Here is a 14,886-nt window from a genome sequence, read left to right on the forward strand (position 1 = left end):
GTGGCGAAGTCCTCACAATGCCGGCGCAGATGGATGTGTCAGTGACAATCCGCGTCCCGGCCCGCCACAATCCGGCGGGCGAGGCACAACCGCCCTACCGACCGGCCGTTTGCTTGCGGCAACCACATTGGCAATTGGTTTGCTCGCAGCGACAGGCGTTGGCCTGGCATCCACAGGAACAGGATGCGCATTCGCAGGTTCCGCAACAGCTTGTCTTGGCAATCTTCTGCACGGGGGTTCTTTTCATGTCGGCCATGGCGGGTCTCCTTTGAGATGCCGACGCGTGATTGCGTCGTCACAAAGGCTGACGTATGCCTCCCGGAAACCTTACAGTTCTACACACAGTTTGGTAAGCTGCTCCCATGAGCCTCGAATCAAATACCTCGACAGCTCTCTCGCCGGAGGCCATTGCGCAACTGGTGAAGGGACACCGTGAGTTCCTGGCCTTCTTGGAACGGCGTGTGGAATCTCGCGCCGTGGCAGAAGATATTTTACAGACGGCCTTTACCCGTGGATTGGAGCGCGGGGCCGGCGTGCAGGACGAAAAGGTCGTCGCCTGGTTCTATCGGGTGCTCCGCAACGCCGTAATCGATCACTACCGGCAGCGCTCCACCACCGCGCGAGCGATGGAAGCCTGGGGGCGAGAATTTCCGGATGTGCAGGAGCCGGAAGCGGAGCTGCGGCAGGAGATCTGCCGGTGCGTCTCGGGCCTGTTGGAGACGCTCAAGCCGGAATATCGCGAGGCCCTGCGGATCGTGGATCTGGAAGAAGGCAAGCTGAAAGATCTCGCTCAACAGTCAGGCATCACCGCCGAAAATGCGGCGGTTCGCGTGCATCGAGCCAGGGCGGCGCTGCGTCGCCAAATCGAAAAGGCCTGCGGTACCTGTTCCATTCACGGCTGTTTGGATTGTTCCTGTGAGTCATCCGGCGGATCGACTTGCGGAACATGAGGGACACGCAGCAGCTGACACCCGGACGCTATTCTTGCATTTGGCGCGACTGGCCCCGTATGCTCGAAACATCATGACCCAACCGACTATCACCATATCCAATTTAAGCCTGACGGAACTCAAGAACCTGGTCGAAGGGATCGTGGACGACCGATTACGCACGCTGCTGGGTGACCCGGATCTCGGCGCGCCCCTCGGCGAGTCGGTTCGCGATCGCCTCAAGCAATCCCTGGCTTCGACGGAACGCATCACCGGTGACGAAGTAGCCGACAAACTCGGCCTGCGGTGGTGATATGCCCTGGTTTCGCTTAGCCTTCCGGCCTGATGTGATTACCGACTTGAGCGCTGCCGACCCAACCATGGCGCAACGGTTGTTCGACAAGACGAAGTGGCTGGCCTCCAATGTGGATAATCTGCGCCATGAGCCGGTCGCTGCCGACCTGCCCGGGATCCATAAATATGCGGTGGGCGACTGGCGGATTTTCTATTCGATCGACCGGACCGAACAACTTGTAGACATTCACCACATCCAGCACGCGGCGTCGACTCAACGGGCTAGACCAGCCTGACCACGATGAATCTCACCTGGACCGCCATCGAACGGTTGCGCAAGTTGATCGAGGAACATCCGGACGATCCGGTCGTACGGATTACGTTACGCGACGTGGATGCGCAACGCCTGTCCCTCTCGATTACTCTGGAACCTGCAGCGCAGGAAGAGGATGAGGTGCAGCACATTGAAGGCCTCACCGTGGCGCTGGATCGGGCGAGCGTGCACCGCACAAACGGAATGACCGTGGACTTTCAGACGGACAAGGGATTCACCTTCGTGCATCCGCCGGCTGAGGAATTAGGGCTCATCATGCCCAGCCGCAACTAAAGGCGTGAGACGTGAAAGGTGAAACGTAATAGGCGCCGGATGGGGAAAGCAGGAAACGCGAAACGTAAGGAGTCGTTTCACGTTTTACTTTTCACGTTTCACGCCTCTTACGATTTCATTCGAGGGAAGACGCTGCCGAAATGCATGGTGAAGGCGCCACGGGCCACGTCGGCGACGTAGCGTTCGAGGGCTTCGGTGATCACGGGAAAGGCCAGATCGTCCCACGGGATGGCGTCCAGCGAGAACAGTTGCACATCGAGACTTTCCGTGCCGGGTTTGAATTCCGGCTTGCGCATGGAGCCGCGAAAGATCATGTGCACCTGGCTGATACGGGGCAGGCTCAGGACGGCATACAAGGACGTGATGTCCACTTCGGCATGGGCTTCTTCAAACGTTTCGCGAACCGCGGCCTGCTCAGTGCTTTCCCCGATTTCCATGAAACCGGCCGGGAACGTCCAGTGACCGATGCGAGGCTCGATCGCCCGGCGGCAGAGCAGAATTTTATCTTCCCACTCAGGAATACAGCCGGCGACGATTTTTGGATTGATGTAATGGACGACCTGGCAGGTTTCGCAGACGAACCGCGGCAGGTTATCGCCGGGAGGAATTTTTTTCGACAGCCCGGCCCCACACTCGCTGCAGAATTTCATTGCGGCTCCCGATCACGACGAGAAAACGACAGAAATGGATAGCACAATTCACGACTTTTTTGCACCCTGCCCCCGCGGACTCGAAACGGTCCTCGCCGACGAACTCACCGACCTGGGCGCCGCCGGCGTCAAGGCCACGGCCGGAGGCGTGGCCTTTCGCGGCGCCCTCGCCCTTTGTTATCGGGTGAATCTGCAGAGCCGCATCGCCAGCCGCATCCTCCTGCGGATTGCGGAAGGAGCCTATCGCGATGAACACGATGTGTACGGCGCGGCGCACGCCATCCGCTGGCAGGATTGGTTTACCCCGCAACAACGCATCAAAGTGAAGGTGAGCGCGCACCGATGCCCGCTGAAGAGCCTGGATTTTGTGACGCTCCAGGTCAAGGATGCGGTCTGCGATCGCTTTCAGTATGCCAGAGGGAAACGCCCTTCCGTGGATACCCATGCACCGGACATCCTGATCGCCGTCTACTTAGACGGGACCACTTGCACATTGTATCTGGATACCTCCGGTGATCCGCTGTTCAAGCGGGGTTGGCGAAAGTCCGCCGGCGAAGCGCCCATCAGGGAAAATCTCGCAGCCGGCATCCTGCGTCTGTCCAAGTGGACGCCGGACATCCTGCTGTACGACCCCATGTGCGGCAGCGGAACCTTTGTCGTCGAGGCGGCCTTGATGGCCCGCCGTATCGCGCCGGGCATCGGCCGACATTTTGCGTTCGAAAAACTGCTCTCGTTCGATCCCCAGACCTTGAACGACCTCCGCGGACAACTCCAGGCCGCGGAGATCGGCGCGAAGCCTGGTTTGATCCACGCTGCCGACCAGAGCGCGCAGGCTCTCACCTCGATCAAGGCCAATCTCGCTCTTGCCGGGCTCACGGAGGCGGTGACGCTGCAACAGGGCGATGTGCTGCAGCTGCCCGCTCCGGCGGAAGCCGGCCTCCTGATCACCAATCCTCCCTATGGTCACCGCATGGGGGAAGGTGAGGCCCTGAAGACCTTTTATCCGCAATTCGGCGACCATCTCAAACAGCACTTCTGCGGGTGGACCATCCAGATTGTAACCGCCGACATGAAACTGCCCGGCCTGTTGCGTCTGGCGCCCTCCCGGAGGATACCCTTGTTTAACGGGGCCATCGAGTGCCGCCTGTTCGAATTCCGCATGGTGGCCGGCAGTCTCAGAAAACCAAAACCGCAAGGCCAGCCTTCTCACGGCCACGGTCACCATTGACCATTCGCCCCGGCAGCCAACGTGCCGCTTGACAGAAGAGCCTAAGCCTCCTATTTTCAATCTAACTCATTCTGAATCGCCGCCGTTTCTGTCGCACACAAGCTGCGGAACTCTATGAACGCGTCTCACGCGCCCCTCGAAACCCCGCAACAGGAACAGGAGCTGTCCCTCTCACGCCTGATCGTGGTTTCGAACCGCGAGCCCTACGAACATCGGCTGGTGAAGAATCACCTGATCTGGGAACGCACCTCGGGTGGGCTCATTTCGGCGCTCGACCCGATGATGCGGCGGCTCGGCGGGACCTGGATCGCCTGGGGAAGCGGCAAGGCGGATCGCGATGTGGTGAACGAGGATATGGTCGTCGAAGTGCCCCCCGACGCCCCGACCTACCGCCTGCGCCGCGTGTGGCTGGAGAACGGCGAGGTGAAAGGCGGGTACCAGGGGTATGCCAACCAGGTGCTCTGGCCTCTCTGCCACCTCACCCTCGACCGCGTTTCCTACCGGAAGGCCTTTTGGTATGCCTACCAGGCCATGAACGCGCGCTTCGCAGAGGTGGTCCTTCAGGAATTAGGTGAAAAACCGGGGTTCGTCTGGATTCACGATTTTCATCTCGCCCTGCTCCCCGGCCTGATCAAAGCCTCCCTCCCCGCCCAGCCGGTCGCAATCTTCTGGCACACTCCCTGGCCCGGGCCCGATGCCTTTCGCATTCTGCCCGAACGCCGCGAACTGCTCGAATCCCTGCTGGGCGCCGATCTGGTGATGTTCCAGACTCAAAGCTTTCTTCACTGCTTTCTTGAGTGCGTCAAGGAATTCCTGGGACCCGATGCCCTGACCGGCGACCGCCACATCGAATACAAAGGCCGTCACACCAAGCTGGCTGCCCACCCCATCAGCATCAGTTACCGGTCGTGGGCCGAACGGGCGCAATCGCCACACGTCACGCGAGCCATGGACGTCCTGCGCAATCTGCACATTTTTCAGCCGGCGGTGCGCATCGGGCTCGGTGTCGATCGACTTGATTACACGAAAGGACTCCTCAAACGGTTGTGGGCCATCGATGCCTTCTTCCAGCAATTTCCCCAGTACCGCGGCCATTTCACCTTTATTCAGATTGCGGTGCCGACGCGAGGCGACGTCGAAACCTATCGCAGCTATCGGGAACTGATCCGCGAAACCGTCAATGAGATCAACCTGCAATACGGCACGATCTCTCACCCGGGCAGCCCGCAAGCCTCGCGCTGGCGGCCGATCGAGTTCCGCGAAGGGCGCATCGGGATGGATACCCTGGCGGCCTATTACCGCATGGCCGACCTGGCGTTGGTCAGTTCAGTCTATGACGGCATGAACCTGGTAGCGAAGGAATATGTCGCCAGCCAGGTCGAAGAAAAAGGCGTGTTGCTCGTCAGCCATCTGGCCGGCGCGGCAGAAGAAATGACCGATGCGTTGGTCATCAATCCCTACGATCCGGAAGGTGTCGCCGACGCCATTCGCCAGGCCTTGGAAATGCCGTTCGGAGAACGCCGGGATCGTATGCGACGCATGCGCAGCTATTTGGAGGCGCACGACATTCGCGCCTGGTCCGATGAGTGCCTGCGCGACGCAGGCATTCTCCCACCTCAAGACAGTCCCGCCCTTGGATAATCGACGCCGGCTCGCCATCATCGATCCGCAGTGCGCATTACGCCGGCGGCTCCCGCTCTTCGTCATCCTCAGCCTCTGGACCTTCCTTGGCGGCTGCGCACCGCTGTCCAAACTGTTCGCGGTCACCCCGTCACCGGACCAGCAGGTGGACCGTCAACAGCAGGCGATGGTGGCCCGGCTCGCTCCGCTCATCGAGGCTGAACTGCACGACAATCTCAACGCGATGCTCCCGGCGGTGCGCAAGAATCTAGCCGACCAGACGAACAAGGCGGCAAAGTTCAAGCGCGATCTGGTGATACGCACGCTGGCTGATCCCTGGACAGGCCTCAGCACGATTGAACAGACCAGCCTGTTGGCGGCGACCGCTGCCGAATCGGGAATTGAGGAACTGCCGGCCATCATCGAAATCCTCGAAGAAGGGATGGATCGAACCGGCGCCCCTTTTGCGCCGCTCACCTTCCCGGTGACGTTGGCCCCGGAGGATCTTCTGACCTTTCTGACCGACGTCCTCGAACATGCCTATCAAGACCGGGAACATGCCCTTCGGCACCTGTCTCCTCAGGATCGGGACTTTCTCTTCACCCAGGCCCGTCCGCTGGCCGAACAATTCATCCCGCAAATTACCCCGCCGGCCAGGCTTGCGGAAGCCGACTCCGCCGCCCGCTACGCCACGTTACTCATGCAGCAGGTGGATTATGCGTCGCTCATTGCCGCTGCGCAGCGTTTGACTCGGCTCGGCAACCGAAAATTTTTGCAACAATTGGACATCGCGCTCCACCACCGGAAACCTGTCACCCAGGCGATTCCCGGCATTACCGGTGATCTGCTCCTGGTTCAGCAGACCTCCTACGGCTTGCTAGTCATAGGCGGTCATGGCCCGAATACGTATGACCTGGACAAGGGCGCCGCGCTCATCATCGACCTGGGGGGCAACGACACCTATCGCGGGCTCATCGGCGCGAGCCCGAACAGCGACCTGGGCAACAGCGTGGTGATCGACCTCAGCGGCAACGATCTGTATCAGCCCGCGGCGCTCGGCCTGGCCACGGGGCGCGCCGGCATCGGGATTGTCATCGACCTTAGCGGAGACGATACCTACCGGCTCGCGCCGGGGTCGGGAGGGGCCGGCTTCGCGGGGCTGGGGATCCTATATGATGGCGAAGGACAGGACGTGTATGAAGGAAGCCGGTTTACCCAAGGCGCGGCCTTCGGCGGATTCGGCCTCCTGGTGGATCGCGCCGGCAACGATCGTTATACGAGTTTCGGGTATGCGCTGGGCTTCGGCGGACCGTTGGGCGTAGGCGCCCTCATCGATGTCTCCGGAAATGATTCCTACGAATGCGGTGGAAAATACCCGAGCGCCTACAATGAAACGGACGCGCCGAATGCCAGCCCGCACGATCCCGGCTTTCAATACGATTGTTTCGGGCTCGGCGCCGGCGCGGGGCTGCGCATCTTCAGCAAGCAGCCGGCACAGCGCGCGCAGAGTCTCGCCGGGGGGTGGGGCTTGCTCATCGATCTGTCCGGGCGGGACCGCTATCGCAGCGCAAACTTTTCACAAGGTCACGGCTATTTTTTCGGCCTGGGCGTGAAGCTCGATGTTTCCGGCGACGATGAACATCAGGCGGCTCGCTACGGACTGGGGACCGCCGCCCATTTTGGCGTGGGCCTGAGCCTCGATTATCAGGGCAAGGACCGGTACGGTTCGAAAGGACCGTTCTATGCCGGCGGCACGGCCTGGGATGGCAGCGTCGCGCTGGCTGTAGACGGCGGCCCGGAGAGTGATTTTTATGACCTGCCAACCTCGACCGGCTTAGGCATGGCCGATCTCGGCGGCTGGGGCCTCTTCATCGAAGAAGGCGGGGCTGATCAGTATTTTGTCGGTCGCGGACTGGGACAGGGAGCCGACACGAGTATCGGCGCATTTTTTGACCTGGAAGGCAGGGACGACTATTCTTCCGTTCCGCTCCCTCACGGAGCAGCGCGACCGGAACGGCTGAATCGAAAAACGTATATCGAAAATGCGGGCAGCCTCTTCATCGACCGGTAACAGGGTGGTGAAAATTTCCGCCAGTTTTGTTCTCGCATCGTCAAGAGTCTCAACGTATTCTGAGGGTACGTCTCGCCTCAAGACACCGCCGGCTCACCAACTCGCCGGCGTCCACAAACGTGGCGCTCAGTATTCATCGCGCCGTGGACCTCGCTGCGGCCTGCTGGACGGCCATTTTGACCATCCTGCAAGCCTACGCATCGTTGACTTGGACTCTTACTTCTCGAATTAACCCCATCTCCGAACGCCATGGCGCTCAAGCATTCGAACTCCCGTCCCGACCGGCGCTTGACTCCCCCGCCCCCGTGGCTATCTCAAAGAACGGCGATCAACAGGAACGAACAACATTCCTCGTAGCCGATTCATCTTTCTTGTGAGGACACCTCAGAACCTGGAGGGACGATATGACCGATTCGAACGGCCCCATACTCACCAACCTGCCGATACTCCCGTTGAAACGGACGGTGTTGTTCCCCGGCACGATGATGCCGTTGACGGTCGGCCGCGACCGTTCCATCGCCGCCGTCGAAGCCGCCCTCAAGACAGAAGAGAAGACCCTGCTTGTCGTGGCGCAACGGGATGCCCAGATCGATCAGCCAACGCTCGAAGACCTCTACACCATCGGAACCAAAGCCGTCATCAAGCAGACGGCCCGATCCCCGGAAGGTCACTATAATATTTTGATCCAGGGATTGGAGCGGTTCGTGCTGTTGAAGCTCGACCAGGTTGATCCCTATCTACAGGCGCGGGTGAAGCAGTTGCCGGCACCGAGCGAACGGAGTACGGAGGTCGAAGCGCTGCATCGGGCGATCCTCGACATTATCACCGAGCTGCCGAAGCTGATCCAGACTCCGGGCGTGCATGAAGCCGTCACGGCGCTGGGAACTGAAGAAGACCCTGTTGTGCTGGCCTACCGCATCGCCTCATTGTTGAACCTCACGCTGGACGGCGAACAACAGTTGCTGGAAACCTCCACCCGCGCGGATCTCTTGCGTGGACTCTACGCGGCGCTGTCGCGGGAGGTTCAGATTCTTCAATTGCGTGACAAGATCACCAGCGAAGCTAGGGAGAAGCTCGGCAAAACCCAGCGGGAATATCTCCTGCGCGAACAATTGAAGACGATTCAGCAGGAGTTAGGCGAGACCAACGGCGAAGAAGACGAGGTGGCCGCACTGAGAAAGAAGGTGCAGGAGGCCGATCTTCCCGAGCCTGTGAGAAAAGAGACCGATCGAGAACTGACCAGGCTGGCGAAAACGCCCAGCGCCTCGCCGGAGCATCAAGTCATCCGCAGTTATCTGGAACTGGTGCTCGAATTGCCGTGGAACACATCTTCGGAAGAAGGCCTGGACCTCGCACAGGTGCGGAAGGTCTTGAACGAGGATCACTACGGCATCAAGGAAGTAAAAGAACGGATTGTGGAACACCTGGCCGTCTTGAAATTGAACCCTTCGGCCAAGGCGCCGATTCTCTGCCTCGTCGGCCCTCCCGGCGTGGGCAAAACCAGTTTGGGGCAATCCATTGCCAAGTCCATGGGGCGGACCTTCGAGCGCTTCAGCCTCGGCGGGTTGCATGACGAAGGCGAACTGCGCGGCCACCGCCGGACCTATGTCGGCGCCCTGCCAGGACGCATTATCCAGGCGGTACGGCGGGCCGGAGTGAACAATCCCGTCATCATGCTGGACGAGGTCGATAAGCTGGGACGCGACTTCCGCGGGGACCCGGCGGCGGCATTGCTGGAGATTCTGGATCCCGCGCAGAACCACACGTTCCGCGACCATTATCTCGATCTGCCGTTCGATCTGTCGAAGGTGTTTTTCATCACGACGGCCAATACGCTGGAGACCCTTTCGCAGCCGTTGCTGGATCGCATGGAAATCATCCGGGTGAACGGGTATAGCGAGCGGGAGAAGCGGGAAATCGCCCTGCGCTACCTCTGGCCGAGACGGCTGACGGAAGCCGGCCTGCGGGCTGAAGAGGTGAAGTTGCCCGATACCGTGCTCGACCATATTATCGGCCGGTACACCAGGGAATCCGGCGTGCGGCAATTGGAGCAGATGTTGGGCCGCATTACGCGAAAAGTGGCGGTGACCTTTGCCGATCGGCCTGCCGATTCTCCGGCCGCGCCGGTCGAGATCACACAACCGCTTCTGGACGAATGGCTCGGGCAGGAACGATTCCAGCCGGAAGAGGCGCGAAAGAATCTGCCGGCGGGTGTCGCCACAGGTATGGCCTGGACGCCGACGGGCGGTGACGTGCTCTATATCGAAACGACCCTGCTGCCCGGCAGTCACGAGTTGACGCTCACCGGGCAATTGGGAGACGTGATGCAGGAATCGGCTCGCGCGGCGCGCAGCTACCTGTGGTCGCACGCCGAAAGCATGGGGCTGGACATTTCGCGTTTTAAACGTAACGGCGTGCATATTCATGTGCCTTCAGGCGCCATTCCCAAAGACGGCCCCTCGGCCGGTATTACGATGGCGACCGCGCTGGCCTCGGCCTATGTCGGCAAACCGGTGCGAAGCGACACGGCCATGACCGGCGAGATCAGCCTGACCGGTCTGGTGCTGCCGGTCGGCGGCATCAAGGAGAAGGTGCTGGCCGCCCATCGCGCCGGCATCAGGCGGATCATTCTGCCGAAGGCCAATGAAAAGGACCTAAAAGAAGTGCCGCAAGAAGTTCGCGATGAACTGACGGTCATTCCGGTCGAGCGCATCGAAGAGGTTCTGCCGGCGGCCTTCAATCAGGATGCGGCCTCGTCGGCGGAAAAACACGATCCCGTTGCGACGTCCACCGCATCGTAATCTGCGGGCCCCGGCTGAAAAGCCGGGGCCCGCTCACCAACCAGTCGCTCTCGCCCCACAGTTCCGCGCGGTTTCAAGGCCACGACTCACCCATCCAATCGCCTTGCCCTTCCGTAAAGACATATGTAAGGATGAAAAAGTCGTTTGTACGATGCGCGCCTCATACGAACCGGCAAAGGAGATGATCCATGCCATCGAATAAAGACATCGGACCGATCGTGAAGGTATCCAAGCCCGACGAGGAGTGGAAAAAGCTGCTGTCCTCCGCCGCGTATCGGGTGTTGCGGCACGAAGATACCGAACGGGCGTTTACCAGTCCGCTGCATGACAATCACCAGGCCGGCATCTATTATTGCGCCGGCTGTGACCTCCCGGCCTATGACTCGGAGCATAAGTTCGACAGCGGCACCGGCTGGCCCAGTTTCTGGCAGCCTATCGACGCAAAGGCCGTCGAGACGCGCACCGATACCAAATTTTTCATGACGCGGGTCGAAGTACACTGCGCTCGCTGCGGCGGCCATCAGGGACATATTTTTGAAGACGGCCCGAAACCGACGGGATTACGATACTGCATCAATGGCGTCTCATTGAAATTCATTCCTTCCTGAAGGGCACCGGTACGTCGGCGGGATACCGCGACGCCATCGCTGTTCCTCTGATGCTCGCACTTGTCCCACCGAGCGTCTAACGGCGCCTTGCAATTTGTCGCTCAACACTCCTAGACTGACATATTCCATGGCTGCTCTCCCCTTACTACGCCCTGCGTTCGCCGCCCTCTTGATTGGGGGCACGTTGCTCGGCTGTTCCCAATCCAACGACGTCATTTCGACCAATTTGAACGCCTGCCTCATCGTGACCGAAGCCGAGGTAGAATTCGCCATCGGTACGCCGGTCACCCCGGGTCTGCGCCAGAATGACCGGCAATGTCTCTATCAGGCAAAACGCAATCCGCAAGAGACGGTCATGGTAGAACTCAATGCGGGACCGGAGGGGGACCAGAAGACAGTCTTTCAAGATCAACGCTCAAAAGCCGGCCACCAGCCGGTCCCCGGCGTCGGGGATGGAGCCTTCACGATCCGTTCTCCCATCGGAGGTATCCAGCTGACATTTTTAAAGTCGGATGCGCTGGTGACGCTGTCACTCACATCGCCGAAACAAGCCAATCCACAGGCAGCGGTCACGAACCTGGCGAAGGTCGCTGCCACCAGACTCGGCGCGCCCATTCGTGCAACTCCCGCGACCGCGGCGGAACCTGGAATCACAGGAACACCTTCACTGTGGGCCGGCGAGTGGTACGGCTGTATGCCTGTCGGCATGATGTACGGCAAGGGCCATCTCACACTGAACGAACGCGGCACGTGGACCATGACGACCGCCGTAGTGATGCCGGGCACGATCATCGCGGACCGGGGCCGTTGGGAAGCGGAATCCTACCAAGAGATTCTGCATGGCACCTATCAAGTCGCCGGCAGCGACCGGTTTTCCACCACCGGCATTTTAAGCGTAACCTGGGACAAGCTCGCGAAGAATCAAGGGCCAAGTAAATTCGATCCGCTCCTCTGGCAATCGTTCACCGCCATTCCACGGAAAGTGGCCGTCAAACGCCTTCCGGCGGTGGAGCCAACCCTGGTGGGCACATGGGAGGCTTCTTCCAAATTTGTTGATCGGGAGGAAGCATTTGTTTGGACGATTACCGCGGCCAACGTCTCCGAATTCTTTAAAGCGACGACGCAGACCGGCCGCATCGAGCAGGAACAGGACCGGTTTCGACTGGTGGTCCCGCAAAGCAAAACGCCGCCGCTCTCCATTCGGGTCTTATCACGGGATACAATGGAACTTACGGATGCGAGCAGCACGGTGTCTCAATGGAACCGGAACGAGAAACTGCTGTCGCGCTGTTAGCCGAAACGGTCCGCTCATCTCATAGCGGACAGATCGTCTGCACAACTTGACCTGCTTTTCCCGCCTCCGATAGACTGACACCATGCGGACATGGATCATCATCACGATCTTCTCGGCTCTACCGCTCCTGCTGACGACGGAGGTCCGGGTCGCAGCGGCCGCAGACCGCCCCGCCCCTGAAGCGAACGAGTTACTCGAACAGGTCGTCCCGAACGGCCTCTTTCGCGACCTCTATAACCAAGCCCTCTCCACGTTGCAGGAGTACGTCGAATTGGAGGGTCACCTGCCCGGCGAGGGTTCGTCACGGCAACAGGCTGGAGAATTTCGACTTAAGCTTTTTCCGCAGGGCAAATCCCGGTCACAAGAACACGTGAGCGCCGAGGGCTCGTATCGTCTTGCACCGGAGGACGGTCAACGGGAGTTCACGCTACGATTCAAATCCTCCGGAAATTCCCGGCATCCCTCCCTCCCGAATGACGACGTGATCTGAAGCTCTCTCAGTCATCCGTTGATCTTTGTCGCTCTTGCCCTTGACCAGGTTTGCCGGGGGGCATAGAATATTTTTCTGGGCCACGATCCGCCTCAAGCTGGAGGTCGGAATCATGTTCTTCCTTCGGACACAGATCCAACGGGATGAACAGGTCGGGTGTGCCCCACTCCTCACACGAACCTCTCCTATCCAAACCGCCGAGTTGCAAGCATCCAATAATCGCATCCTTGCGCGCGCGCTCACCCTCACCGGTACGGCGGCGCGTGAACAAAAGGACCCGTGCAGCACACAGGCGCGGGAGCGTGGCCTATGTCAGGAGTCTATTGGGGAATCGTGACAGGACTCGTGGCGATGGTGGCGATCCTCTTCGTATGCATAGACATTCTGTACGGCGCACCAGAGGGATCGTCCAAGGCGCCAGCAGACGGGATCGGTGAGTCGAGCCAGGCGGTCGGATCCGCCTCGACCGGCTCACGCCAGGCAGCGTAGGACCGTTGTTGTCCGACAGCCTGACAGATGAGAGAGGCCAGGGAAGCCGCATCCAAGAGGCGGCTGGTATCGGCGTCCTGGCAAACAATCTGTTGCGCAATCAACGGAGGTGCAACATGGAGGTCGAGATCATCGGTGTCGGAACAATGATCGCGCTGGTCTGGCTGATTGCCTGGTCAATGGCAGGCGAGAGCGAGTCCGAGAGACGACGGATCGCCTCGTTGCCTGACAGCGGCCACTCCTTCGAAACCGCTTCCGGCGAAACACGGGTCAGGCACGCGGCCTGAGGCTGAATCCGCTGGCCACAGGAGATGCTGGGCGCGCCTTTCCGATCGGCGAAACGGCACAGAGGAGAGGTTTGTCGTCGTCTGGAGGGACACTCAACACCCGATGATGTTCTTCGTGTGTCTGTCAGGCGAGAATCTTCGGCTGCCCGATTCCGGCAATGACCTCTTCGGTAATCACGACGGACTTGACCCCGCTCAGTGCGGGCACGTCATACATCAAGTCCAGCATGACCTCCTCGAGAATCGTGCGAAGCGCGCGAGCGCCGGTTTTCATTACCGCTGCCCGACGAGCCACGGCTTTGACGGCGGCATCGGTAAATTGAAGGTCGATCCCTTCGATCTCGAACAGGGCCTGATATTGTTTAATCAACGCGTTTCTTGGTTCGCTGAGAACACGAATGAGCGCGGGCACGTCGAGGTCCGCGAGGGTTGTCAAGACAGGGAATCGACCCACAAATTCCGGAATGAGCCCGAATTTCAGGAGGTCTTCAGATTGCACGCATCGGAGCACTTCGCTGTGTCCATTGAGTTCCCCGGCGGGAATGAGCGCGCCGAACCCCAACCGTTTGGGTGTCGTCCGCTGAGCGATCAGGGCATCTAATCCGACGAATGCCCCGCCGGCAATGAACAGAATGTTCGTCGTATCCACCCGAATATAATCTTGCTCCGGATGCTTGCGTCCGCCTTTGGGCGGCACATTACAGACCGTTCCTTCGACCAACTTCAAGAGCGCCTGCTGCACGCCTTCGCCGGAAACATCCCTGGTCAGCGATGGATTCTCGGACTTGCGGCTGATCTTATCGATCTCGTCGATATAGATGATGCCGGTTTCGGCGCGGGCCACGTCGTACTCGCAACTCTGGAGCAGCTTGAGCACAACGTTCTCAACATCTTCCCCCACATATCCGGCCTCGGTCAGCGCCGTCGCATCGGCAATGGTAAACGGCACGTGAAGGATACGCGCCAGCGTCTGAGACAGCAGCGTCTTTCCCGTCCCGGTCGATCCGATCATGAGGATGTTGCCCTTTTCGAGATCGACGTGTTTGAGCCGTTCCCGGTTCACAATCCGCTTGTAATGATTGTGGACGGCGACGGAGAGGACCTTCTTGGCGCGATCCTGCCCGATCACATACTCATCGAGCTGCGCTTTAATGTCCGTGGGCTTGGGGATGACCAGCGGGAGGGGCGAAGGCGCTTCCTGCGATCCATGCGGCTTGTTTTTGGCGAGGGACAGGGAGCAGCGCTGAATACATTCTTCGCAAATAGAGACTGCGGCCGGGTTTCGGCAAGAAGAACAGGTGAACGGCTCAGAGTTGGTGACAAGCGTCCGGCCCGCATCCTGAGGCTTGCCGCAAAACGAACAGCGCCGGTCTGGTTTCTGCGTAGAATGCCGCGTGTCCCAGAACACAGCTTTTCCTCCAGGTCAGGAGATGCGCGCGTTTGAGATACCTCATCTTATGCCTCTGTGATGCCGACCTGCAAGCAAGGATGGGCCACTATCTCAGCTCCTAAGCGCCG

The 14,886-nt window shown here is 59.8% G+C and carries 14 protein-coding genes; 12 read left to right on the forward strand and 2 right to left on the reverse strand.

What is annotated here, in order from left to right; translation table 11 throughout:
- The first annotated feature begins 362 nt into the window (after window positions 1-362).
- The 4 genes from GDA65_11415 (at window position 363) to GDA65_11430 (ending at window position 1,830) form a co-directional block, all read left to right on the forward strand.
- A complete protein-coding gene (locus GDA65_11415) occupies window positions 363-950 on the forward strand; it encodes a sigma-70 family RNA polymerase sigma factor (GenBank protein ID MBA5863303.1) in 588 nt (195 codons plus the stop codon).
- A 73-nt stretch (window positions 951-1,023) separates the two neighbouring features.
- Window positions 1,024-1,242, forward strand: a complete 219-nt coding sequence (locus GDA65_11420) for a hypothetical protein (GenBank protein MBA5863304.1) — start codon at window positions 1,024-1,026, stop codon at window positions 1,240-1,242.
- Between the two features lies 1 nt (window position 1,243).
- Entirely contained in the window at window positions 1,244-1,519 is a 276-nt protein-coding gene (locus tag GDA65_11425; protein ID MBA5863305.1) for a hypothetical protein, read from the forward strand.
- 5 nt (window positions 1,520-1,524) lie between these two features.
- Window positions 1,525-1,830 carry a hypothetical protein gene (locus tag GDA65_11430; protein MBA5863306.1) on the forward strand — a complete coding sequence of 102 codons (306 nt, stop codon included), beginning with the start codon at window positions 1,525-1,527 and terminating at the stop codon, window positions 1,828-1,830.
- Window positions 1,831-1,937: 107 nt separating this feature from the next.
- On the opposite strand, the gene GDA65_11435 is transcribed toward GDA65_11430, so the two are convergent.
- Window positions 1,938-2,480 (reverse strand): NUDIX domain-containing protein, encoded by a 543-nt coding sequence (locus GDA65_11435; protein ID MBA5863307.1) that lies wholly within the window; start codon window positions 2,478-2,480, stop codon window positions 1,938-1,940.
- Between the two features lie 34 nt (window positions 2,481-2,514).
- Here GDA65_11435 and GDA65_11440 point away from each other — a divergent pair, with 34 nt between their 5' ends.
- The 8 genes from GDA65_11440 (at window position 2,515) to GDA65_11475 (ending at window position 13,081) form a co-directional block, all read left to right on the forward strand.
- On the forward strand, window positions 2,515-3,708 hold the full coding sequence (locus tag GDA65_11440) for a methyltransferase (GenBank protein ID MBA5863308.1): 1,194 nt from the start codon (window positions 2,515-2,517) through the stop codon (window positions 3,706-3,708).
- A gap of 114 nt (window positions 3,709-3,822) precedes the next feature.
- Window positions 3,823-5,349 carry a trehalose-6-phosphate synthase gene (locus tag GDA65_11445; protein MBA5863309.1) on the forward strand — a complete coding sequence of 509 codons (1,527 nt, stop codon included), beginning with the start codon at window positions 3,823-3,825 and terminating at the stop codon, window positions 5,347-5,349.
- A complete protein-coding gene (locus tag GDA65_11450) occupies window positions 5,342-7,399 on the forward strand; it encodes a hypothetical protein (protein ID MBA5863310.1) in 2,058 nt (685 codons plus the stop codon). The genes GDA65_11445 and GDA65_11450 overlap by 8 nt, the downstream gene beginning before the upstream one ends.
- 404 nt (window positions 7,400-7,803) lie before the next feature.
- Window positions 7,804-10,200, forward strand: coding sequence for an endopeptidase La (gene lon, locus GDA65_11455; GenBank protein ID MBA5863311.1), 2,397 nt, complete (start codon window positions 7,804-7,806; stop codon window positions 10,198-10,200).
- A 188-nt stretch (window positions 10,201-10,388) separates the two neighbouring features.
- Window positions 10,389-10,808 carry a peptide-methionine (R)-S-oxide reductase MsrB gene (msrB, locus tag GDA65_11460; GenBank protein MBA5863312.1) on the forward strand — a complete coding sequence of 140 codons (420 nt, stop codon included), beginning with the start codon at window positions 10,389-10,391 and terminating at the stop codon, window positions 10,806-10,808.
- A gap of 127 nt (window positions 10,809-10,935) precedes the next feature.
- Window positions 10,936-12,102: a hypothetical protein gene (locus GDA65_11465; protein MBA5863313.1), complete on the forward strand. Its 1,167-nt coding sequence runs from the start codon at window positions 10,936-10,938 to the stop codon at window positions 12,100-12,102.
- A gap of 82 nt (window positions 12,103-12,184) precedes the next feature.
- Window positions 12,185-12,592 carry a hypothetical protein gene (locus GDA65_11470; GenBank protein MBA5863314.1) on the forward strand — a complete coding sequence of 136 codons (408 nt, stop codon included), beginning with the start codon at window positions 12,185-12,187 and terminating at the stop codon, window positions 12,590-12,592.
- A 309-nt stretch (window positions 12,593-12,901) separates the two neighbouring features.
- Window positions 12,902-13,081 carry a hypothetical protein gene (locus GDA65_11475; GenBank protein MBA5863315.1) on the forward strand — a complete coding sequence of 60 codons (180 nt, stop codon included), beginning with the start codon at window positions 12,902-12,904 and terminating at the stop codon, window positions 13,079-13,081.
- 411 nt (window positions 13,082-13,492) lie between these two features.
- Here GDA65_11475 and clpX read toward each other — a convergent pair whose 3' ends face one another.
- Window positions 13,493-14,776 carry an ATP-dependent Clp protease ATP-binding subunit ClpX gene (gene clpX / locus GDA65_11480; GenBank protein ID MBA5863316.1) on the reverse strand — a complete coding sequence of 428 codons (1,284 nt, stop codon included), beginning with the start codon at window positions 14,774-14,776 and terminating at the stop codon, window positions 13,493-13,495.
- Window positions 14,777-14,886: the final 110 nt, after the last annotated feature.

The sequence above is a fragment of the Nitrospira sp. CR1.1 genome, assembly GCA_014055465.1.
Lineage (GTDB): Bacteria > Nitrospirota > Nitrospiria > Nitrospirales > Nitrospiraceae > Nitrospira_A.